A 21256-nucleotide genomic window follows, 5' to 3' on the forward strand; every position below is an offset into this window, starting at 1 on the left:
CCGACTTCGCCCGCGACACCCGGTGGCTCAACACGCCACTGGAGGTGTGGACCAACGCCGGCCTCGGGGTGTTCGCGGTGCTCATGCTGGTCGGCTGGTGGAACGCCCGGCGCCGTGCCGTTCGCCGTCGCCACCGTGGTCGGCGCGTCCGGCTCGGTGCCGCGGCCCGTCGGCACCGCGATGGCCGTCCGCGCCGACGGTGCCGTGATCGGCAGCCTGTCGGGCGGCTGCGTGGAGGCGGCCGTGCACGCGGCCGCGCTCGACGCGATCGCCGTCGGCGCGTGCCACCGCGAGACCTTCGGCTACTCCGACGACGATGCGTTCGCCGTCGGGCTGACCTGTGGCGGCAGCCTCGAGGTTCACGTGCAGCCGGTGCGCCCCGGCGACCCTGACGACCCGGCCGCCCTCGCGCTCGCGCAGCTGGCCGCGGACGGCGACACGCCGGCCGCCCTCGTGCGCCGCATCGACACCGCGCGCCCGACCGCCGTCCTCCTCCCCGACCTGTCAGAACCAGGCGCGGGTATGGCCTCACCTGGTGCTGACAACTCTGGCTCCCGAGAGCTGTCAGAGCCACGTACGGGTAGGGCCGCACCTGGTTCTGACAACTTTGAGGACGCGCTGCGGGGGCTCGTGGACGACGGCGCGCTGCCCGCGGCGTCCGCCCAGGTCGCCGCCGTCCTGCGCGCGGGCGGCGCCGCCACCGTGCACGCCGCGCCCGGGGTGGTGGACGGCACCTGCACGGACCCCGAGGAGCCGGTCGCGCTGCTGGTCGAGACCCGGCTGGCACCGCCGCGGTTCGTCGTCGTGGGCGCCAACGACTTCGCCGGCGCCCTCGTCCGGGCCGTGCGCCTCCTCGGCTACCGCGTCACCCTCGTCGACGCCCGCGAGGTCTTCGCCGCCCCCCGGCGCTTCCCGCAGGCGGACGAGGTGGTCGTCGACTGGCCCGACCGGTACCTCGCCGCGGAAGCCGCGGCCGGCCGCCTCGACGCCCGCACCGCCGTCGCGGTCCTCACCCACGACGCGAAGTTCGACGTGCCGACGCTGCGCCTCGCGCTCGGGCTGCCGCTCGCGTACGTCGGGGCGATGGGCTCGCGGCGGTCTCACGCCCAGCGCCTGCAGGCGCTCCGGGACGAGGGCGTCCACGCCGACGACCTCGCCCGGCTGCGGTCGCCGATCGGGCTCGACCTGGGCGCGGTGACACCCGAGGAGGTCGCCGTCTCCGTCGTCGCCGAGCTGCTCACCGTGCGCTACGGCCGCACCTCCGCCGTCCCGCTGAGCCGTACCGGCGGACCGCTGCACGCGGCTCCCGGCCCGAAGCGGGCGGACGGCACGACCGACAGCACGACCGACAGCACGACCGCCAGCACGACCCCGAGCAAGGAGCGATCCCGGTGGACCTGAGCACCGTCACCGACCTGGTCCCCACCGCCGACCCCGCCGACTGGCGCGAGGGTGACGCGTGGCTCGCCGGCGGCACCGTCCTCTTCTCGTACGGGAGCGGGTCGCTGCGCCGCCTGCTCGACGTCACGAGCGCCGGGTGGCCCGCGCTCACCGTGACCGACGCAGGCCTCGAGATCGCCGCCACCTGCACCGTCGCGCAGCTCTACGCCTTCCCGCAGGACCCTGGGTCGGCGCCGGTGCGCGACTCCTGGCGCGCCCTGGACCTCGTGCGCCCGTGCTGCGACTCGTTTGTCGCGTCCTTCAAGATCTGGAACACCTCGACCGTCGGCGGCAACGTCGCGACGTCCCTCCCCGCGGGCCCGATGACGTCCCTCACCGCCGCGCTGGACGGCATGGCGGAGGTCTGGGGCCCGGGCGGCGCCCGGCGCACGCAGCCCGTCGCCGAGCTGGTCACGGGCGACATGCGCAACACCCTCGGCCCGGGCGAGCTGCTGCGCGCGATCCGGGTCCCGGCGGCGGCGCTGCGCGCCCGCACGGCGTTCCGTCGCCTCTCCCTGACGAACCTGGGCCGGTCCGGCGTCCTGCTGATCGGCCGCCGCGACGCGGACGACGACGGCGGTGCGCTCGTCCTGACCGTCACCGCGTCCACCCGGCGCCCCGTCCAGCTGCGGTTCGCGCCCGGCGCGCACCCCGACGCCGCCGCGCTGTCGGCCGCGATCGACGCCGCGATCCCCGCCGACCTGTACCACGACGACATCCACGGCCTGCCGGCGTGGCGCCGCGACATGACCTACCGGCTCGCGGAGGAGATCCGCCGCGAGCTGCTCGACCGCACCGACGGAGGCCGGCGATGACCGACGCGACCACCCGCCCCCGCACCACCTCCCCGAGCGACCCGCACCCGAGCGCCCCGCACCCGAGCACCGCGCCCGTGCTCCGTGTGGACGGGCGCGACGTCGTCGCCGTGCCGCGGGCCGGCCAGTGCCTGCGCACGTTCCTGCGCGAGCAGGGCTCCCTCGGCGTGAAGAAGGGCTGCGACGGCGGCGACTGCGGGGCCTGCACGGTGCACGTGGACGGGGTGCCGGTGCACAGCTGCGTGTACCCCGCGCGGCGGGCAGCCGGGCGTGACGTGACGACGGTCGCGGGCCTCGCCGCGACGGCTGCGGAGCCGACCGCCGACGGGCTGCACCCGGTGCAGCAGCGGTTCCACGACGCGCAGGGTTTCCAGTGCGGCTTCTGCACGGCAGGGATGATCATGACCGCCGCGACGTTCGACGACGAGCAGCGCGCGGACCTGCCCCGCAACCTCAAGGGGAACCTGTGCCGGTGCACCGGGTACCGGGCGGTCGAGGACGCGGTCCGCGGCACGCAGGACGCGGAGGTGCTCGGGTCCTGCGGCACCGCGCCCGGCACCCCTCCCGGCCTCCCTCCCGGCACGGCGTTCGGCACGAGCGAGCCCGCCCCTGCGAGCCGTGGGGTGGTCACCGGGCAGGCCCGCTACACCCTCGACGTCGACCCGGCCGACTACCCGGGGCTGCTGCACCTGAAGCTGGTGCGCTCGCCCCACGCGCACGCGCGGGTGATCGCGATCGACACCTCCGCGGCCCTCGCGGTGCCGGGCGTCCAGGCGGTGCTCACGCACGCCGACGCCCCCGCGGCGCGGTTCAGCACCGCCCAGCACGAGCAGTGGACCGACGACCCCGACGACACGCGCGTCCTGGACGAGGTGGTGCGGTTCGTCGGGCAGCGCGTGGCCGCCGTCGTCGCCGACTCGGTGGCCGCCGCGGAAGAGGGCGTGCGCCAGCTGCGTGTCGAGTACGAGGTGCTGCCCGCCGTGATCGATCCCGAGCAGGCGATGCAGCCGGGCGCGCCGCTGGTCCACCCGGAGCTGGACGCCGTGCAGGCGCGCGTCTCGCGGCCGGGCGCCAACGTGGTCGCCGAGGTGCACAGCGAGCTCGGCGACGTCGAGGCGGGGCTCGCGGAGGCCGACGTCGTGCACGAGGCGACGTACCGCACCCAGCGCGTGCAGAACGCGGCCCTGGAGACCCACGCCGCCATCGCGTCGTTCGACGACGACGGGCGGCTCGTGGTGCGGTCCTCCACCCAGGTGCCGTTCCTCGCCCGCCGCCTCCTGGCACGCGTGCTGGACCTGCCGCCGGACCGCGTCCGCGTGCTGTGCGAACGCGTGGGCGGCGGCTTCGGTGGCAAGCAGGAGGTGCTGGTCGAGGACGTCGTGGCCCTCGCGGCGCTCCGGCTGCGCCGCCCCGTGCAGCTCGAGCTCACGCGCACGGACACGTTCGTCGGCACGACGACGCGCCACCCGTTCCGCATCCGGGTGCGGGCGGGCGCGCGCCGCGACGGCACCCTGACGGCGCTGCACCTGGACGTGCTGAGCAACACCGGCGCGTACGGCAACCACGGTCCGGGCGTGATGTTCCACGGGTGCGGCGAGTCGATCGCCGTGTACACCTGCGCGAACAAGAAGGTCGACGCGCACTGCGTCTACACGCACACCCTGCCCGCGGGCGCGTTCCGGGGCTACGGGCTGAGCCAGATGATCTTCGCGGTCGAGTCCGCGATGGACGAGCTCGCCCGGCAGCTCGGTCTGGACCCCCTCGAGCTGCGACGCCGGAACGTGGTGCGCGAGGGCGACCCGATGCTGTCCCTCAACCCGGAGCCGGAGGAGGACGTGCTCTTCGGCAGCTACGGCCTCGACCAGTGCATCGAGCTGGCCGACGACGCCCTGGCCCGCGGCCGGGCACGGGACGTTGCGGAATACGGCGCCGACCCGGCCGACCTGACGCTGCCCTGGCTCGGCGAGGAGTGGGGCGTGGGCGAGGGGACGGCCGTGTCGATGATCGACACCGTGCCGCCCCGCGGGCACGTCGCGCACGCGCGCGCCCGGCTGCGCCGCGACGGGGTGGTGGAGGCGGAGGTCGGCACCGCGGAGTTCGGCAACGGCACGACGACCGTGCACGCCCAGCTCGTCGCGAGCGCTCTGGGGCAGCGGGCCGGCGACGTGGCCGTGCGACAGTCGGACACCGACCTCGTGGAGCACGACACGGGAGCCTTCGGCTCCACCGGCACGGTGGTGGCGGGGAAGGCGTCCCTCGCCGCGGCCACCGAGCTCGCCACCCAGGTCACGGCGCTCGCGGCGACCGTCCTCGGCGTCGAGGTCGCGGAGTGCAGGCTGGTGCCCGGCGCGGTCGAGGCCGCCGGGCGCACCCTGTCCTTCGCCGACGTCGCCCGGCACGCCGATGCCGCGGGGGTGCGGCTGGAGGCGGAGGGGCGCTGGGGCGGGACGCCGCGGTCGGTCGCGTTCAACGTGCACGGCTTCCGCGTGGCCGTGCACCGCGGCACCGGGGAGATCCGCATCCTGCAGAGCGTGCAGGCGGCCGACGCCGGAGAGGTCGTCAACCCGCGCCAGTGCCGCGGCCAGGTCGAGGGTGGCATCGCGCAGGCGCTCGGCGCCGCCCTGTTCGAGGAGGTGGTGATCGACGACGCGGGCCGCGTCACGACCGACATCTTCCGCCAGTACCACCTGCCCACGTTCGCGGACGTGCCGCGCAGCGAGGTCTACTTCGCGCGCACCACGGACACGACGGGGCCGATGGGCGCGAAGTCGATGAGCGAGAGCCCGTTCAACCCGGTCGCCCCGGCGCTGGCGAACGCGCTGCGGGCCGCCACGGGGGTGCGGTTCACCGACCTCCCGCTCGCGCGCGACAAGGTCTACCTGGGGATCAAGGCCGCGCGGGCGTGACCGGCCGTCGCACGGCGGCGCGAGAGCTCAGGCCAGCAGGTCGAGGTCGGCCGCGGTGTCGACGTCTCGTCCGTCGCCCGGGTGCACGACGACGTCGATGAGGTCGGCGTGCGCGCGCAGGAAGGCGCGCGCCCCGGCGTCGCCCGCGGCGCTCGCGGCCGCCGGGGAGGCGAGGGTCGCGTCCAGCACGAGCGGGTGCGACCAGCCCGGCCGTGCCTCGTCCGGCACCGGGGCGTCCGCCCAGCGGGAGACGGTGACACGGCCGGGCCGGTGCGCGGCCAGCAGGCGGGCGACGTCGTCGGGCACGACGCCGGGCTGGTCGACGTGCGCGACGACGACGCGGGTGACGCGCGGGACGTCGTGGCCGTCGTTGCCGTCGTTGCCGTCGTGGTCATCATGGTCGTCGAGGGCGGCGGCGACGCCGACCCGGAGGGACGAGGCCATGCCCGTGGCCCAGTGCTCGTTCACGACGACGCGCGCGCGGCCAAGGTCGGTGGTGGCCGCGACGCGGGGGGCGTCCGCGCCGAGGACGACGACCACGTCGTCGCAGCCGCCGGCGGCGAGGACGCCCGTCAGGTGCTCGACGAGCGTCCGGCCCCGGTGGGGGAGCAGCGCCTTCGGGCCGCGGCCCAGACGCGTGCCTGCGCCGGCGGCGAGCAGGACGGCGACGGCCCGCCCGGTCGCGGTGGCGCTGGGCGCGGAGGCATCGGGCGCCGTGGCGCCGGTCGAGATGGCACCGGGCGCGGGGGCGTCGGGCGTCATGAGCCGTCGCGACGGCTGTCGTAGCGCTGCTGCGCCGCGCTGACCTCGTCGACGGCGCCTTCGAGCACGTCGATGAGCCCGACCAGCCGGTCGGCCACCCTGCGGCCGAGGTCGGTGAGCGAGTACTCGACGTGCGGGGGGATGGTGGTCCGCACCTCGCGCGCGACCATGCCGTCGCGCTCGAGGGCCTGCAGGGTCTGGGCGAGCATCTTCTCGCTCACGCCGTCGATCCGGCGGCGCAGGGCGTTGAACCGGACGGCGCCGTCGCGCAGCCCCGCGACGGTCAGGACGCCCCACCGGCCCGTGACGGCCTCCAGGGCCTGCCGGGACGTGCACCCGCGCGAGAAGACGTCGGCGATCATCGCGTCGGTCGGGCCGGTCGCGACCTGGTCGAGAAGGTCGGCGGGGGAGTCGGGGGTCACCCGTCCAGGATACGGCGCTCACCGGACGACGGCACTGTGACGAAGAGCGCACCGTCTGCTGGTTGGCACTAACGAAAAGTTAGCGCATGCTGGCAGGGCGGCCACGCAGCCGTGCACCCGAGCCGTCCTCATCAAGGAGCACACCATGACCATCGCCGTCACCGGCACCAGCGGCCACCTGGGCCGCCTCGTCGTCGAGTCCCTCCTGGCCCGGGGCGCCGCGCCCGCCGACGTGGTCGCCCTCGCGCGCTCGACGGAGAAGGTCGCCGACCTCGCCGCGCGCGGCGTCGTCGTCCGCGAGGCCGACTACGACCGCCCCGAGACCCTCGCCCTCGCTCTGGACGGCGTGGACGTCCTGGTCCTCGTCTCCGGCTCCGCCGTCGGTCAGCGCGTGCGCCAGCACGGCGCCGTGATCGACGCGGCGAAGGGCGCGGGCGTCGGCCGCGTGATCTACACCAGCGCGCCGCACGCCGACACGTCCCCGCTCGTCCTCGCGCCCGAGCACAAGGCCACGGAGGAGCTGCTCGCCGCGTCGGGCCTGTCCACCACGGTGCTGCGCAACGGGTGGTACACGGAGAACTACCTCGACGACGTGCGCGGGGCAGGCGAGAGCGGCGAGATCGTCCGCTCCGTCGGCGACGGCCGCGTCGCCAGCGCCAGCCGCGCCGACTACGCGGAGGCGGCCGCCGTCGTCGCGCTCGACGCGCGCCTCGGTGGGAGCCCTGCCGGGAGCCACGACGGCGCCGTGTACGAGCTGTCCGGCGACGTGGCCTGGGACTTCGACGATCTCGCGGCCGCCGCCGCCGAGATCCTCGGCCGTCCGGTGACCTACCGGCGGCTCACGGCCGACGAGCACCGCGCGGCCCTGCTGGCCGCGGGCCTGGACGAGGGCACGGCCGGCTTCGTCGTCGCGCTGGACGGCGACACCCGGGACGGCCTGCTCGCCGAGACCTCGGGCGACCTCGCGCGCCTGATCGGCCGTCCCACCACGCCGTTGGCCGAGGGCCTGCGTCGCGCCCTGGACGCGTGATGCCCGCCCTCCCCGGCGACCGTCTCGCCGACGACACGCGGATGGACGCGGTCACGCTGCACGTGCGCGACCTCGACCTCATGACGCGCTACTACCGCGACGCCCTCACGCTCACGGAGCTCGCCGTGCCCGAGGGCCTCGAGCTCCCGGCCGGCGTCCGGGCCGAGGAGACGACGGTGCTGGGCCGCGGCGCGACGCCGCTGGTCGTGCTGCACCGCACGCGCGACCTGCCCGCCCCTGGTCGCGGGGAGGCCGGCCTGTTCCACACGGCCGTGCTGTTCGACGACGAGCCCGGGCTCGCGCACGCGCTCGCGTCCGTCGCGACGACGGCGCCGAGCACGTTCGTCGGCAGCGCGGACCACCTGGTGTCCCAGGCGTTCTACTTCACGGACCCGGAGGGCAACGGGGTCGAGCTGTACGCCGACCGCCCGCGCGACCAGTGGGCGTGGGACGGCACGCACGTGCGCATGGCCACCCTCTTCCTCGACCCGAACGCCTTCCTCGGCGACCACCTCACCGACGCCGCGCGCGACGCCCTGGCCACGACCGACCCGGAGGCCCGTGCCGCCGCGACGCGGGCCGCCGGGGCGGGCGCCGTCGTCGGGCACGTGCACCTGCAGGTGGGCGACGTGCCGGCCGCCCGTGCCTTCTACGTCGACACCCTCGGCTTCGCGGAGACGGCGAGCGTGCCCGGCGCGCTGTTCGTCTCCGCCGGCGGGTACCACCACCACATGGCGATGAACACGTGGCACAGCCGGGGCGCCGGGCCGCGCGCGTCGACCCTCGGCCTGGGCACGGTGGCCCTCACCGTGCCGGGGACCGACGACGTCGGCGCGCTGCGCGAGCGGCTGGACCGGGCGGGCGTCGCCGTACGGCACGACGGCGCCGTCCTGCGCTTCGACGACCCGTGGCGCAACGCGGTGGAGGTCCGCGCCGCCCCGCCTGCCTAGACTCGCGCGGTGCGTCGTGTGCTGAACCGCTGGGTCGACCCGTTCGTCGTCACCCTCCTCCTCGTCCTCGTCCTCGGCCTCGTGGTCCCCGTCCCGGCGGGGGCCCAGCACGTGCTGGACATCGCGGCGGACGTCGCGGTGACGGCGCTCTTCCTCGTCTACGGCATGCGGTTGTCCACCCGTGAGGTGTGGGCCGGCCTGCGCAGCTGGCGCCTGCAGGGCGGCATCCTCGCGGCCACGTACGTCGTCTTCCCGCTGCTCGGGCTCGTGGTCGCCTGGGCGGTGACGCCGCTGGTCGGCGCGCCGCTTGCCGCCGGGATGCTCTACCTGTCGCTGCTGCCGTCGACCGTGCAGTCGTCGGTGGCGTTCACCTCCGTGGCGCGCGGCAACGTCGCCGGCGCGATCTGCGGCGCCACCGTGTCCAACGTGCTGGGCATGGTGCTCACGCCGCTGCTCGTGCTCGGGCTCATGAGCGACGCCGACGGGAGCGGGGGTGCCGCCGCCGGGCACGGGCTGGACGGCCTCCAGACGGTGCTGCTGCAGCTGCTGCTCCCGTTCGTCGTCGGCCAGCTGCTGCAGCCGTGGGCAGGCGACCGGGTCCGCGCCCGCCGATGGCTCACCCTCGGCGTCGACCGCGGCACGATCCTGGTCGTCGTCCTGTCCGCCGTCGCCGGTGCGAGCTCGGCGGGCGTCTGGGCCGGGATCTCGGGCTGGGCGATCGTGGCCCTGGTCGTCGTGAGCGGGGTGCTGCTCGCCGTCATGCTCGGCCTCACGTGGTGGGGCGGCGCGTTGCTGAGGCTGCCGGTCGAGGACCGGATCGCCCTGCTCATGTGCGGGTCCAAGAAGTCCCTCGCGACCGGCCTGCCCATGGCCAGCGTGCTCTTCCCCGTCGCGGCGGCCGGTGTCGTCGCCGTGCCCGTGATCATCTTCCACCAGCTCCAGCTGGTGGTCTGCGCCGTCCTCGCGCGCCGCCTCGCGCTGCGGGACTGACCCCGCCGTCGGCAGAGGAGCCCCCTAGACTGGCCGCGCCCGGACGACGACGTCGGGAGGTCGCGATGCCAGGGAACCGTGTCCCCGCCGGACACGCCGCCGGCGTGCGTCGTGACCCGCGCACCGTCCGCGCGGCGTACGAGCGCTTCCTCGACACCGGCGAGCTGCCCGGCGGCATCGACCCGGTCGTCGCCGACTCGTGGCGCCGGTCCGTGCGCAGCGGCGTCGACCCGGACACCCCGCACCCCCCGGACCCGCTCGGGGACGCCGACCTCGCCGCCTACCGCACCACCCATCCCCTCGCCTCCGTGATGCCCGTGGTGCGCGAGCTCGTGGTCGACGGCGCGGCCGACGACGGGCTCGTGGTCGCCGTCTCGGACGAGGTCGGCCGCCTGCTGTGGGTCGAGGGTGACCACCGCCTTCGCAGGACGGTCGACCGCGTCGGGTTCGTCGAGGGCGCCGTCTGGCGCGAGGAGAGCGTCGGCACCAACGCGCCCGGCACGGCCCTCGCGACCCGGCGCGCGGTCCAGGTGATCGGCGCCGAGCACTTCTCCCGCCCGGTGCAGGGGCTCAGCTGTGCCGCCGCGCCCGTCCGCGACCCCGCCACCGGACGCGTGCTCGGCGTGCTCGACATCACCGGCCGACGGGCCGCGGCGACGCACGTCGTGCTGTCGCTGGTGCGCGCCACCGTCGCCACCGTCGAGCGGGAGCTCGCCACGAGGGCGGCCGGCCCGCCGCGCCCCGGCACCGGACCGCCCGCCGGCCTGCAGGTGCTGGGCCGGCCCGCGCTGCGAGGGCCGGACGGCGACCGACCGCTCTCGCTGCGGCACGCGGAGATCCTGCTGCTCCTCGCCGAGCACCCGCGCGGCCTGGGCGCGGACGAGCTCGCCGTGCTGCTGCACCCCGGCGCGCTGTCCGACGTCACCGTCCGTGCGGAGGTCTCCCGGCTGCGGCACGTCGTCGGGCCGCTGCTCGCCGGGTCGCGACCGTACCGGCTCGCCCGCCCCCTGCGCAGCGACGCCGACGAGGTCCGCGCGGCGCTCGCGCTCGGCGACGTGCGGAGCGCCGTCACCGCCTACGCGCCGCTGCTGCCGCGGTCCGTCGCGCCGGGGGTCGAGCGGCTGCGGGCCGAGCTGTCCGCCGAGGTGCGCGCCGCCGTCCTCGCCTCCGGGGACCCGGACGTGCTGGACGCCTGGGTGTGCGGCACCGACGGCGCGGACGACCACGCGGCGTGGTCCCGGCTCCTCGCCGTCACGCCCGCCGGCAGCCCCCGGGCCGTGCGGGCACGGGCGCGCCTCACGCTGCTCGACGCCGAGCTCGGCTAGCGCCACCCGCCTCGAGGTGCAACGGGACTGCAACCCTCGGCGTCCTACCGTCGGCGCAACGCGGCGCGACGAGGCGCCGCCACGCGAGGAGGCAGCATGACCGTCTACGCAGCCCCCGGCCAGCCCGGGGCGATCGCCGAGTACCGCGCGCGGTACGACCACTGGATCGGCGGGGAGTACGTGCCGCCGTCGAGCGGCCAGTACTTCGAGAACCCCAGCCCGGTCACCGGGCAGACGTTCACGGAGGTGGCGCGCGGCAACGCCGCCGACATCGAGCGCGCGCTCGACGCCGCCCACGGCGCGGCGGCCGCCTGGGGTCGCACCTCCGTCACCGACCGGGCGAACGTCCTCAACAAGATCGCCGACCGCATGGAGGCGAACCTCGAGAAGATCGCGGTGGCCGAGACCTGGGAGAACGGCAAGCCCGTGCGTGAGACGCTCGCCGCCGACATCCCGCTCGCCATCGACCACTTCCGCTACTTCGCCGGCGCGATCCGCGCCCAGGAGGGGTCGATCTCGGAGATCGACGAGGACACGATCGCCTACCACTTCCACGAGCCGCTCGGCGTGGTCGGGCAGATCATCCCCTGGAACTTCCCGATCCTCATGGCGACCTGGAAGCTCGCCCCGGCGCTCGCGGCGGGCAACGCCGTCGTCCTCAAGCCGGCCGAGCAGACGCCGGCGTCGATCCTGTTCCTCATGGACCTCATCGGCGACCTGCTGCCCGCGGGCGTCGTCAACGTCGTCAACGGGTTCGGCGTCGAGGCGGGCAAGCCGCTCGCGTCGTCGTCGCGCATCCGCAAGATCGCCTTCACCGGCGAGACGACGACGGGCCGCCTGATCATGCAGTACGCGTCGCAGAACATCATCCCCGTGACGCTGGAGCTGGGTGGCAAGAGCCCGAACATCTTCTTCTCCGACGTCGCCGCGGCCAAGGACGACTACTACGACAAGGCGCTCGAGGGGTTCACCATGTTCGCCCTCAACCAGGGCGAGGTGTGCACCTGCCCGTCGCGGGCCCTCATCCAGTCCGACATCTACGACCAGTTCCTGGGCGACGCCCTCGAGCGCACCAAGGCGGTGAAGCAGGGCAACCCGCTGGACACGGACACGATGATCGGCGCGCAGGCGAGCAACGACCAGCTCGAGAAGATCCTGTCCTACATCGACATCGGCAAGGCCGAGGGTGCGAAGGTCCTCACGGGCGGGCACCGGGCCGAGCTGGACGGCGACCTGGCGGGCGGCTACTACGTCACGCCGACCGTCTTCGAGGGCAAGAACACCATGCGCATCTTCCAGGAGGAGATCTTCGGGCCGGTGGTGTCGGTGACCGACTTCGCGGACTTCGACGACGCGATGAAGATCGCCAACGACACCCTCTACGGCCTGGGGGCCGGGGTCTGGTCCCGCCAGGGCGAGACGGCGTACCGGGCCGGGCGCACCATCGAGGCCGGACGGGTCTGGACGAACTGCTACCACGCCTACCCGGCGGCCGCGGCCTTCGGCGGGTACAAGGGCTCCGGCGTCGGGCGCGAGAACCACAAGATGATGCTCGACCACTACCAGCAGACCAAGAACCTGCTGGTCAGCTACTCGGGCCAGAAGCTCGGGTTCTTCTAGGAGGCCGGACCACACCATGAGCGACGACGACGGGGCACGCCCCGCCCGGGTCGCCGTGACCGACGCCGCGGCCGGGCTCCTCGCCCGGCTGCGGCGTCAGCACGGCGAGCTGATGTTCCACCAGTCCGGCGGCTGCTGCGACGGGTCCAGCCCGATGTGCTACCCGGACGGTGACTTCCTGCTCGGGGACGCCGACGTGCACCTGGGAGACCTGGTCGTGACCGACGGCCCGGTCGGCGAGGCCGGGGCGACGGGGGAGGCTTTCACCGTGCCCGTGTGGATGAGCCGCGCGCAGTTCGAGTACTGGCGGCACACGCACCTGACGATCGACGTGGTGCCGGGGCGGGGCTCCGGGTTCAGCGTGGAGGCGCCCGAGGGGGTGCGCTTTCTCATCCGCTCGCGGCTGCTCACCGACGCGGAGTCGGTCGCGCTGGCGGGGCCCTGACGTGAGAGCGCGGGCCGGTGTCGTCACCAGCCGGCGAAGCGCCCGACGGCGACGAACGCCGCGGCGAGCAGCAGGAGCACGTTGATCCACAGCTGCCCGAGCTCCCGGCGGCGCACGTGCACCCCGATCGCCAGCGCCTGCAGCACCGCGAGGCACGTCGCCGCGACCGGGGTCAGCCAGGGCAGGACGCCGGTGGCCTGCGGCAGGACGAGACCGAGCGCGCCGGCGATCTCCATGAGGCCGATGAACCGGACGACGACGCCGGGGAAGTCCTCGACCCACCCCATGGCCGACCGCAGCCGGTCGCGGCTGCGGGTGAGCTTCCCGACACCGACGGCCAGGTAGAGCAGGGCCAGCAGCCCGGCGGCGACCCAGAGTCCCACGTTCATCCCGTGCCTCCTCGCAGCAGCAGCTCGACGGCGGGCGGCGGCGGTGCCTGATGTTCGTGCACGGTGCGGAGCGGCGACGCCGTCGTGCCTGGTCCGGAACCTAGCGCGCCGACGTCGCGACGGGAACGACCCCGCCCGTGGTGTCGGAGGGTCCGCGCCCGATATGTTCTGCGGGTGACCCGAGAGACCCTCCCTTCCCTGTCGGCGCTGCCCGCGTGGCTCGTGCCGTCCGTCTACCTCCACTGGTCGACCGACTGGCTCACGGAGTCCGTCGCGATCGCGACCCGCTCGCCGGAGCACCGGCTGCCGGGCGGGCCCGACGGGCCGCAGCGGGGCGACGTGGTCGTGACGGTCCTCGGGGACGCGGGCGTCGTCGCGGCCGTGGAGCTCATGGGAGCCACCCACGGCGAGAGCTGGGTGAGCGACGACCTCTTCGGTCCCGACCGCCCGATCGTCTGGGCCGACCTGTTCGACGGGGCGGACACCTACACCGGGTCCTCCGGCTGGCTGCCGCCGGAGCACGCGCGGCTCGTGCTCGACGGGGTCGCCGAGCAGTTCCGCGGCGGCCCGGTGCACACCCTCGACCCGGGCGACTGCGGCGCCGGCGCGACCGCGCCGGACGTGCACGCCCTGCGCATCCTCGGCCACCGTGCCGTCACCGGCTGGTCGATGCGGCGCGAGGAGCGCTGCGCCACCTGCGAGCGGTTCGTCGACGTGCACCGCATGCAGGCGCACGACGACGGCGCCGTCCGGCTCGGCACGACCACGGCCGGCGGCCGCACCCTCGAGCAGCTCGTGCGCGACGTGCACCTGCTGTGCGAGCAGTGCCACGACCTCATGCACGCGCACTCCGTCTCGTCGCAGCGGGCGCGCATGCGCCCGCAGTGCCCCGGCTGCGGAGCGCGTGGCAAGACCAAGCGCATCGTGTGGGGCATGACGTTCCAGGACGACGTGATGAACGCCGAGCCCGACGTCGTCTACGGCGGCTTCGAGGTGCCCGTGCCGACGCCGGAGTGGTACTGCACCGAGTGCCACGCGAACTTCGCGAGCAGCGTGATCGCGTCGCGCGCGCTCACCTCTGCGGAGACGGGCGGCAGCGCCGGCGTCGTCGCCGTCACCGGGTCGCTGTCGGTCGTGCCGGACCTGCCGGACGACGACGAGCCCGCCGCCTGACGGCCGGCTCCGCACCTGCCGGGCCGCCGCCCGACCCTCGGGTCAGGCGGCGGCCGTCGCGGCGGCGCGCCGTCGCCGTCGCACGAGGCCGTGCTCGGCGGGCGGCACGTACGGGGCGAGCAGCAGCGGCATGCCCGCCTCCAGCGGGGTGCGGTCGGCCTTGAGGCCGTTGCACCGCTCGCACGCCGCGACCAGGTTGAGCCACGTCGAGTCGCCGCCGCGGGAGCGGGGGATCACGTGGTCGACGGTCTCCGCGGCGCCGCCGCAGTACGCGCACGCGCCGTCGCGCCGCTTCACCCCGTCCTTCGTGACCGCCGGCCGGCCGGCGGAGTGGTAGCGCCAGCGCATCGCGACGTACCGCACCAGGCGGAGCACCCGCGGCATCGGGTACGGCCCGAACCGGTGGCCCTCCACCGCCTCCTCGACCACCGCGACCTCGCGCACCAGCATCGTGATGGCGTGCTTGACCGACACGCGGTGCAGGGGCTCGTAGCCCGCGTTGAGCACCAGGACGTCGGCCACGGTCGTGCTCCCTCCTCGGCCGGCCCGCACACCGTGTGAAGCAGATCACAGCATGCTGCCGAGGTGAAAGTATGCCGCCGAAGCCTGGAAGTCCAGGGCATACGCCTCGACGGGACAGGTTCGGGGGGCAGGAGGGCACCGCTGGGGGCGGCCCGCGGTGGCAGCGAGACGACCGTCGTCACGAGGTCGGAGCCTGCGACCTTACGCGTCGTCCAGGGTCAGCGGGCGCACCTGCCCGCCGGCGGCGACGAAGAAGCCGCGCAGCCGGACGTCCTGGGCGGCGGCCTGCTCGCGCAGGCCGCGGTTCCAGGCACGGTCGTCGGCGGTGACGGTGGCGTCACCGGGCCGGTCCAGCACGGCGACGGCGGAGCCGCCGGGTGCCTCGTCGTCGACGACGCTGCGCAGCACGGCGCTCAGCCCGGCGAGGGTCTCCGGGTCGGGTCGGGCGGGCACGTCCTCGAGGGGCAGCGCGACGCCGAGGAGCCGGTCGTCGGCGTCGAGCCAGGTGACGGTGAGGGTGCGCCGGCGTGCGAACGTGCCGTCGGCGAGGAATCGGGCGAGCTCCAGGAGCGCGGCGTCGTCGGCGACCAGGTCGCCCGGGCGGAAGGTGAGGGTGGTGTCCATGCCTCGTCACTCTGCCGCAGCGGCGCCGACGCCCTCGGCCGTTGTCCACAGCCCCCGGCGCCGACTCGCCGAACAGGCGGTGACGCACGCTCTGACCGCTCAGAACGTGCGTCACCACCTGTTCGGCGACCGGGCCGGGAGCGCTCAGCCGGCCAGGTAGCGGGCGTAGGCGCCGGTGGTGAGGAACGGCGGGAACTCCTCGCCGAGCGCGACCTCGCGGAACAGGGCCGCCGCGTCGTCGAACCGGTCGCCGGGCGACCGCGGCAGCCCGCGCAGCACGTCGCGCAGCACGGCCTCGCAGCGCACGCGCGTGATCGGCAGGCCGTCCTCCGTCGTCGTGCCCGACGCCACCCACTGCCACACCTGCGAGCGGGAGATCTCCGCCGTGGCCGCGTCCTCCATGAGGTGGTCGATGGCCGCCGCGCCCACGCCGCGCAGCCACGACTCGATGTACCGCACCCCGACGGAGACGTTGGTGCGCAGCCCCGCGGCGCTGACCGTCGCGCCCGACCGGCGGGCCGACGCGACGTCGAGCAGCTCGGCCTGGCCCACCTCGACGTCGTCCCGCAGCCGGTCCACCTGGTGCTCGCGCTCGCCCAGCACCTCGTCGAACGCGCCGCGCGCCACCTCCACCAGGTCCGGGTGGGCCACCCAGGTGCCGTCGAACCCGTCGTGCGCCTCGCGGGTCTTGTCGGTCCACACCTGCTCGACGGCGCGCTCGGTCACCTCGGGGGAGCGGCGGTCAGGGACGAAGGCGCTCATCCCGCCGATGGCGTGCGCCCCGCGCCGGTGGCACGTGGCGACCAGCAGCTCCGTGTACGCCCGCATGAACGGCGCCGTCATCGTCACCTGCGCCCGGTCGGGCAGCACGTACGACGACCCCCGCGTGCGGAAGCACTTGATGACCGAGAACAGGTAGTCCCAGCGGCCCGCGTTCAGCCCCGCGCAGTGGTCGCGCAGCTCGTAGAGGATCTCCTCCATCTCGAACGCGGCGGGCAGCGTCTCGATGAGGACGGTCGCCCGGACGGTGCCCCGCGGGATGCCGAGGGCGTCCTGCGCCACCTCGAAGACCTCGTTCCACAGCCGCGCCTCCCGGTAGCCCTCCAGCTTGGGCAGGTAGAAGTACGGCCCCCGCCCCCGGGCGACCAGCTCGGCCGCGTTGTGGAACAGGTACAGGCCGAAGTCGACCAGCGTGCCCGACGCCGGCTGCGTGGACCCGTCAGGCCCCGTGTAGGCCAGGTGCGACTCGAACAGGTGCCACCCGCGCGGCCGGAAGACGATCGTCGGCAGCTCGGTCAGGTCCGTCGAGCGCAGGGCGTACCGCTTGCCCGCGGGGTTGGTGAAGGTCAGCGTGCCGCGGATCGCGTCGTGCAGGGCGAGCTGGCCCTCGACGACGTTCCGCCAGGTCGGCGACTGCGCGTCCTCGGCGTCGGCCAGCCAGCACCGGGCGCCCGAGTTGAGCGCGTTGATCGTCATCTTCGGGTCCGTCGGTCCCGTGATCTCGACCCGCCGGTCGCCCAGCCCGGGCGCCCCGGCCGAGCCGGCGACCCGCCAGGACGGGTCGTCGCGCACGGGCCGGGTGGCCGGGTGGAAGTCCGGGTCGTCGCCGTCGGCGATGCGCCGCATGCGGCGCTGGCGCTCCAGCAGGAGCGACGTGCGGTCGTCGGCGAACCGGTCGTGCAGCAGCGCCAGGAAGGCCAGCGCCTGCGGGGTGAGGATCTCCTCGTCGCGCGGCCCGAGGGGCGCCGTGACGGTGAGGTGCCCTGCGCCGAGGGTTGCCGTGCCCCAGGCCGACGGCCCGGGTGCCGTGTCGGCGAGCGGGGTGCCGACGGCCGGCGCGACGACCGGCACCGGGGCGGTGCGCGGGGGAGCGGTGGTCGGGGACGTGAGCGTGGTCATGGCGTGCCTCCGGGCGTCGGGGCTGGGCGGGGGTGGGGCTGAGCGGGCGTGGCAGGGTCAGAACTGCGCGGCCTCGGTGGAGCCGGCGAGCGCGAGGGTGGCGGCGTCGGGGTTGAGCGCCGTCGACACGCGGTCGAAGTAGCCGGTGCCCACCTCGCGCTGGTGCTTCGTCGCGGTGTAGCCGCGCTCCTCGGCGGCGAGCTCGGCCTCCTGCAGCCGCACGTAGGCGGACATCTGCTCACGGGCGTAGCCGTGGGCGAGGTCGAACATCGAGTAGTTGAGGGCGTGGAAGCCGGCGAGGGTGATGAACTGGAAGGTGTAGCCCATCGCGCCGAGCTCGCGCTGGAACGTCGCGATCGTCGCGTCGTCCAGGTGCTTCTTCCAGTTGAACGACGGCGAGCAGTTGTAGGCGAGCATCTGGTCGGGGAAGTCGGCCTTGACGGCTTCGGCGAACGACCGCGCGAGCTCCAGGTCGGGGGTGCCCGTCTCCATCCAGATGAGGTCGGCGTACGGGGCGTAGGCCTTGGCGCGGGCGATGCAGGGCTCGATGCCGTTGCGCACCTCGTAGAAGCCCTCGCCCGTGCGCCCGCCGGTGAGGAACTCGCGGTCGCGCTCGTCGACGTCCGAGGTGATCAGCGTCGCGGCCTCGGCGTCCGTGCGGGCGATGACGACGCTCGGCACGTCCGAGACGTCGGCCGCGAGGCGTGCCGCGTTGAGGGTGCGCACGTGCTGCTGCGTCGGGACGAGCACCTTGCCGCCCAGGTGGCCGCACTTCTTCTCGCTGGCGAGCTGGTCCTCCCAGTGCACGCCGGCCGCGCCGGACGCGATCATCGAGCGCATCAGCTCGTACGCGTTGAGCGGCCCACCGAAGCCGGCCTCGGCGTCGGCCACGATCGGGGCCAGCCAGTCGATGGACGGCGTGGTGCCGTTCGCGGAGCTCTCCGCGACGTCGATCTGGTCGGCGCGCAGCAGCGCGTTGTTGATGCGGCGCACCACGGCGGGCACCGAGTTGGCCGGGTAGAGCGACTGGTCGGGGTAGGTCTGGCCCGCGAGGTTCGCGTCGCCCGCGACCTGCCAGCCGGAGAGGTAGATGGCCTGCAGGCCGGCCTTCACCTGCTGCACGGCCTGGTTGCCGGTCAGGGCGCCGAGAGCGTTGACGAAGTCCTCCTCGTGCAGCTGGCGCCACAGGCGCTCGGCGCCGCGCCGGGCCAGGGTGAACTCCTCGCCGACCGACCCCCGCAGCGCGACGACGTCCTCGGCGGTGTAGGTGCGCCGGATGCCCGCCCAGCGGGGGTCGGTCGCCCACTGCTCGGCCAGCTCCGCGGCGGTCTGCGTCTGGTCGCCGGCCCGGTGGGCGGCGCTGCGGGGCTCGAGGATCGCGGTCATGTCGTGCCTCTCTCGTCTCTCGTCGTGCGGCGACGGCGGTGGCCCGCCGTCGTCCTTGACCACGACCCTGGCCCGGCGCGCCACCCCGCGGCCAGGACTGTCGCGGAGAACTTTGCGGGTTCTTCTCCTGGACGGAAGGTGTGCGCCGTGTCACCCTCGAGCATGGCGATCTCGACCGACCCGCGGCCCGGTACCCGGGACGACGCGACGCTGCCGATCGATCAGGAGGCGGACGCCCTCACGATCGGCCGCCGTATCCGGCACCTGCGCACCCGTCGCGGCATGACCCTGGAACAGCTCGGGGAGGCCATCGGACGTGCCCCGTCACAGGTCTCGATGCTTGAGAACGGCAAGCGTGAGCCCACGATCGCGCGCCTGCAGGCGGTCGCGCGTGCCCTCGGCGCCACGGTCGAGGACCTGCTGTCGGCCGAGCCGCCGTCGCACCGCGACGCGCTCGAGATCGAGCTGGAGCGCGTGCAAAGAGGGTCCCTCTTCTCCGCGCTCGGGGTGCGCCCCGTGAAGGTGGGCAAGTCGCTCCCGACCGACGCGCTCGAGGCCATCGTGGGGCTGCAGCGCGAGCTCGAGCGGCTGCACTCCGAGCGCGCCCTGACCCCCGAGGAGGCGCGGCGGGCCAACACCGAGCTGCGCGCCGACATGCGCGCGCAGGACAACTACTTCCCCGACCTGGAGATCGTCGCCCGTCGCCTGCTGGACGACGTCGGGCACGGTCGCGGGCCGCTGCCGCAGCGCGCCGTGGGGGAGCTGGCCGCCCACCTGGGGTTCTCGATCCACTACGAGCCGGACCTGCCGCAGTCCACGCGCGCGGTGATCGACCAGCGGCACCGCCGCGTCTACCTGCCGAGCAACGGGATCCGCGGGCGGTCCGAGGCGCGCTCGGCCGTGCTCCAGGCGCTCGCCTCGCACGTGCTGGAGCATGCCGAGCCGCGCGACTACCGCGAGTTCCTGCGCCAGCGGGTCGAGGCGAACTACCTGTGCGCGGCGCTGCTGGTGCCCGAGCGGGAGGCGGTGAAGCAGCTGCGCGAGGCGAAGGAGGCGCGCGCGATCTCGCTGGAGGACCTGCGTGACGCGTTCGCCGTCTCCTACGAGACGGTGGCGCACCGGTTCACGAACCTGGCCACCCGGCACCTGGGCATCCCGGTGCACTTCATGAAGGTCCACGAGTCGGGCGCGATCCACAAGGCGTACGAGAACGACGGGGTGCGGTTCCCGTCGGACCCGCTGGGCACGGTCGAGGGGCAGCACGTCTGCCGGCACTGGACCGCCCGCGTGGTGTTCGGGATCGCCGACCGGCTCAGCCCGTACTACCAGTACACGGACACGCCGACGGGCACGTACTGGTGCACGTCGCGGGTGCAGGACACGGCGGACGGGCGGTTCTCCGTGAGCGTCGGGGTGCCGTTCGCGCAGGTCAAGTGGTTCCTCGGTCGGGAGACGACGGCGCGCAGCACGTCCCGCTGCCCCGACGAGAGCTGTTGCCGGCGCCCGGCCGCTCCGCTCGCCCGGCGGTGGGACGGTCACGCCTTCCCGAGCGCCCGTCCGCACGCGTCGATGCTCGCGGCGATGCCGTCCGGCGCGTTCCCCGGCGTCGACACGACCGAGGTCTACGAGTTCCTCGAGCGGCACGCACCGACCGACGACTGACGCCGAACAGGTGGTTGTTCACCTTCTGAGCGGGTATTCCGTGCGGAACCGCCTGGTCGGCGGGGGTGGTCGCGGTCAGTCGTGCCAGGCGCCCACCCACTCGTCCCAGCGAGGGCCGTCGCCGAGGCTGTCGCCGTCGCGGGTGCGCGCTCGCAGACCCGCGAGGACGAGCGCGAGATAGCGCAGGTGCAGGGCGTCCGCCTCGGCGCGCGGGAACGGCAGCGACGGGCGCAGGTGCAGCAGCAGCTGCATGACGTCGGCGCTCGTGAACCCGTCCGGCAGGAGGCCGGCCGCGCGGTCGTGGGCGACCAGCCGCTCGAGGCCTGCGCCCAGGTCCTCGGAGGCCGCCGCCAGGTCGGCGGGCAGCGGGCCGCCCGCACCGGTGGGCCGCAGCAGCGGCCCGGTGGCGCCGGTGATCTGCCGGGTGAGGAACGCGCCCACCGCGCCGCCGCCGTCGAACGTGCCGTCGGCCGCTGCCTCGGACGCGCTCACGACGTCGTCGGCGACGTCGGCCGCGAGCCGCGCGGCGTCGCGCACGCCCTGGACGTGGAGCGCCTCGACCAGAGCCTCCTTGGTGGGGTAGCGGCGGTACACCGAGCCGACCCCGACGCCGGCGTGCCGTGCGACGTCGGCCATGGAAGCGCCCGGCCCCTGGGCGGCGAAGACCTCGCGGGCGGCGGCGAGGACGGCGGTGTCGTTCGCACGGGCCTCGCGCAGCCGGCCCGGGAGCGGGCGGTCGGCGGGCGGGAGGTCGTCGGCGCGGGCGGCGGGAGGCACGCGCACCACGGTAGTCGTCGCGGCGGTGCTACAGTGAATCGGAACGACGATTCCGTTCCGATTCAGCGGGACCCCGGTGGAGCCGGGCCGCTCTCGGGACCGGGTCGTCGAGCCGACCA

General features: G+C 74.7%; 19 protein-coding genes. 11 read left to right on the top strand and 8 right to left on the bottom strand.

Features of this window, described 5'->3' with window-relative positions; translation table 11 throughout:
* Positions 1-114: 114 nt before the first annotated feature.
* The 3 genes from ACWGKI_RS02500 to ACWGKI_RS02510 are packed head-to-tail and all read left to right on the top strand — an operon-like array spanning position 115 to position 5161.
* Complete coding sequence (locus tag ACWGKI_RS02500; protein WP_452184425.1) at positions 115-1401, top strand: XdhC family protein; 1287 nt, start codon at positions 115-117, stop codon at positions 1399-1401.
* A complete protein-coding gene (locus ACWGKI_RS02505; protein ID WP_452184427.1) occupies positions 1392-2255 on the top strand; it encodes an FAD binding domain-containing protein in 864 nt (287 codons plus the stop codon). The genes ACWGKI_RS02500 and ACWGKI_RS02505 overlap by 10 nt, the downstream gene beginning before the upstream one ends.
* Positions 2252-5161, top strand: coding sequence for a molybdopterin-dependent oxidoreductase (locus ACWGKI_RS02510; protein WP_452184429.1), 2910 nt, complete (start codon positions 2252-2254; stop codon positions 5159-5161). Before ACWGKI_RS02505 ends, ACWGKI_RS02510 begins: the two co-directional genes overlap by 4 nt.
* Before the next feature lie 27 nt (positions 5162-5188).
* On the opposite strand, the gene ACWGKI_RS02515 is transcribed toward ACWGKI_RS02510, so the two are convergent.
* Both ACWGKI_RS02515 and ACWGKI_RS02520 read right to left on the bottom strand, forming a co-directional pair.
* Positions 5189-5923 (bottom strand): nucleotidyltransferase family protein, encoded by a 735-nt coding sequence (locus ACWGKI_RS02515; protein ID WP_452184431.1) that lies wholly within the window; start codon positions 5921-5923, stop codon positions 5189-5191.
* Complete coding sequence (locus ACWGKI_RS02520) at positions 5920-6345, bottom strand: winged helix-turn-helix transcriptional regulator (protein ID WP_380244555.1); 426 nt, start codon at positions 6343-6345, stop codon at positions 5920-5922. The genes ACWGKI_RS02515 and ACWGKI_RS02520 overlap by 4 nt, the downstream gene beginning before the upstream one ends.
* Before the next feature lie 145 nt (positions 6346-6490).
* On the opposite strand from ACWGKI_RS02520, the gene ACWGKI_RS02525 reads away from it, so the two are divergent.
* From ACWGKI_RS02525 to ACWGKI_RS02550, 6 genes are all read left to right on the top strand, one after another.
* Positions 6491-7375, top strand: coding sequence for an SDR family oxidoreductase (locus ACWGKI_RS02525; protein WP_452184434.1), 885 nt, complete (start codon positions 6491-6493; stop codon positions 7373-7375).
* Positions 7375-8325, top strand: a complete 951-nt coding sequence (locus tag ACWGKI_RS02530) for a VOC family protein (RefSeq protein ID WP_452184436.1) — start codon at positions 7375-7377, stop codon at positions 8323-8325. The genes ACWGKI_RS02525 and ACWGKI_RS02530 overlap by 1 nt, the downstream gene beginning before the upstream one ends.
* A gap of 9 nt (positions 8326-8334) precedes the next feature.
* Entirely contained in the window at positions 8335-9315 is a 981-nt protein-coding gene (locus ACWGKI_RS02535; protein ID WP_452184438.1) for a bile acid:sodium symporter family protein, read from the top strand.
* Positions 9316-9380: 65 nt separating this feature from the next.
* Positions 9381-10640, top strand: a complete 1260-nt coding sequence (locus tag ACWGKI_RS02540) for a GAF domain-containing protein (RefSeq protein WP_452184440.1) — start codon at positions 9381-9383, stop codon at positions 10638-10640.
* Positions 10641-10736: 96 nt separating this feature from the next.
* Positions 10737-12260: an acetaldehyde dehydrogenase ExaC gene (exaC, locus tag ACWGKI_RS02545; protein WP_452184442.1), complete on the top strand. Its 1524-nt coding sequence runs from the start codon at positions 10737-10739 to the stop codon at positions 12258-12260.
* Between the two features lie 16 nt (positions 12261-12276).
* On the top strand, positions 12277-12705 hold the full coding sequence (locus ACWGKI_RS02550; RefSeq protein ID WP_452184444.1) for a DUF779 domain-containing protein: 429 nt from the start codon (positions 12277-12279) through the stop codon (positions 12703-12705).
* A gap of 23 nt (positions 12706-12728) precedes the next feature.
* Here the strand turns inward: ACWGKI_RS02550 and ACWGKI_RS02555 are convergent, their stop codons facing one another.
* Positions 12729-13094 (bottom strand): DoxX family protein, encoded by a 366-nt coding sequence (locus tag ACWGKI_RS02555; RefSeq protein WP_452184446.1) that lies wholly within the window; start codon positions 13092-13094, stop codon positions 12729-12731.
* A gap of 174 nt (positions 13095-13268) precedes the next feature.
* On the opposite strand from ACWGKI_RS02555, the gene ACWGKI_RS02560 reads away from it, so the two are divergent.
* Positions 13269-14267: a hypothetical protein gene (locus tag ACWGKI_RS02560; protein WP_380245614.1), complete on the top strand. Its 999-nt coding sequence runs from the start codon at positions 13269-13271 to the stop codon at positions 14265-14267.
* A gap of 42 nt (positions 14268-14309) precedes the next feature.
* Here the strand turns inward: ACWGKI_RS02560 and ACWGKI_RS02565 are convergent, their stop codons facing one another.
* The 4 genes from ACWGKI_RS02565 to aceA form a co-directional block, all read right to left on the bottom strand.
* Positions 14310-14789: an HNH endonuclease gene (locus tag ACWGKI_RS02565; protein ID WP_380244752.1), complete on the bottom strand. Its 480-nt coding sequence runs from the start codon at positions 14787-14789 to the stop codon at positions 14310-14312.
* 201 nt (positions 14790-14990) lie between these two features.
* The gene (locus ACWGKI_RS02570) at positions 14991-15413 is read right to left on the bottom strand and encodes a hypothetical protein (protein WP_452184449.1); all 423 of its coding nucleotides are present in this window, start codon (positions 15411-15413) and stop codon (positions 14991-14993) included.
* Between the two features lie 144 nt (positions 15414-15557).
* Positions 15558-17312, bottom strand: a complete 1755-nt coding sequence (aceB, locus tag ACWGKI_RS02575) for a malate synthase A (RefSeq protein WP_452184451.1) — start codon at positions 17310-17312, stop codon at positions 15558-15560.
* A 57-nt stretch (positions 17313-17369) separates the two neighbouring features.
* A complete protein-coding gene (gene aceA, locus ACWGKI_RS02580) occupies positions 17370-18698 on the bottom strand; it encodes an isocitrate lyase (RefSeq protein WP_452184453.1) in 1329 nt (442 codons plus the stop codon).
* Between the two features lie 162 nt (positions 18699-18860).
* On the opposite strand from aceA, the gene ACWGKI_RS02585 reads away from it, so the two are divergent.
* The gene (locus ACWGKI_RS02585; RefSeq protein ID WP_452184576.1) at positions 18861-20360 is read left to right on the top strand and encodes a helix-turn-helix domain-containing protein; all 1500 of its coding nucleotides are present in this window, start codon (positions 18861-18863) and stop codon (positions 20358-20360) included.
* A gap of 75 nt (positions 20361-20435) precedes the next feature.
* Here the strand turns inward: ACWGKI_RS02585 and ACWGKI_RS02590 are convergent, their stop codons facing one another.
* Positions 20436-21137, bottom strand: a complete 702-nt coding sequence (locus ACWGKI_RS02590; protein ID WP_452184455.1) for a helix-turn-helix domain-containing protein — start codon at positions 21135-21137, stop codon at positions 20436-20438.
* Positions 21138-21256 lie beyond the last annotated feature (119 nt).

This window comes from Isoptericola sp. NPDC055881, from assembly GCF_053615895.1.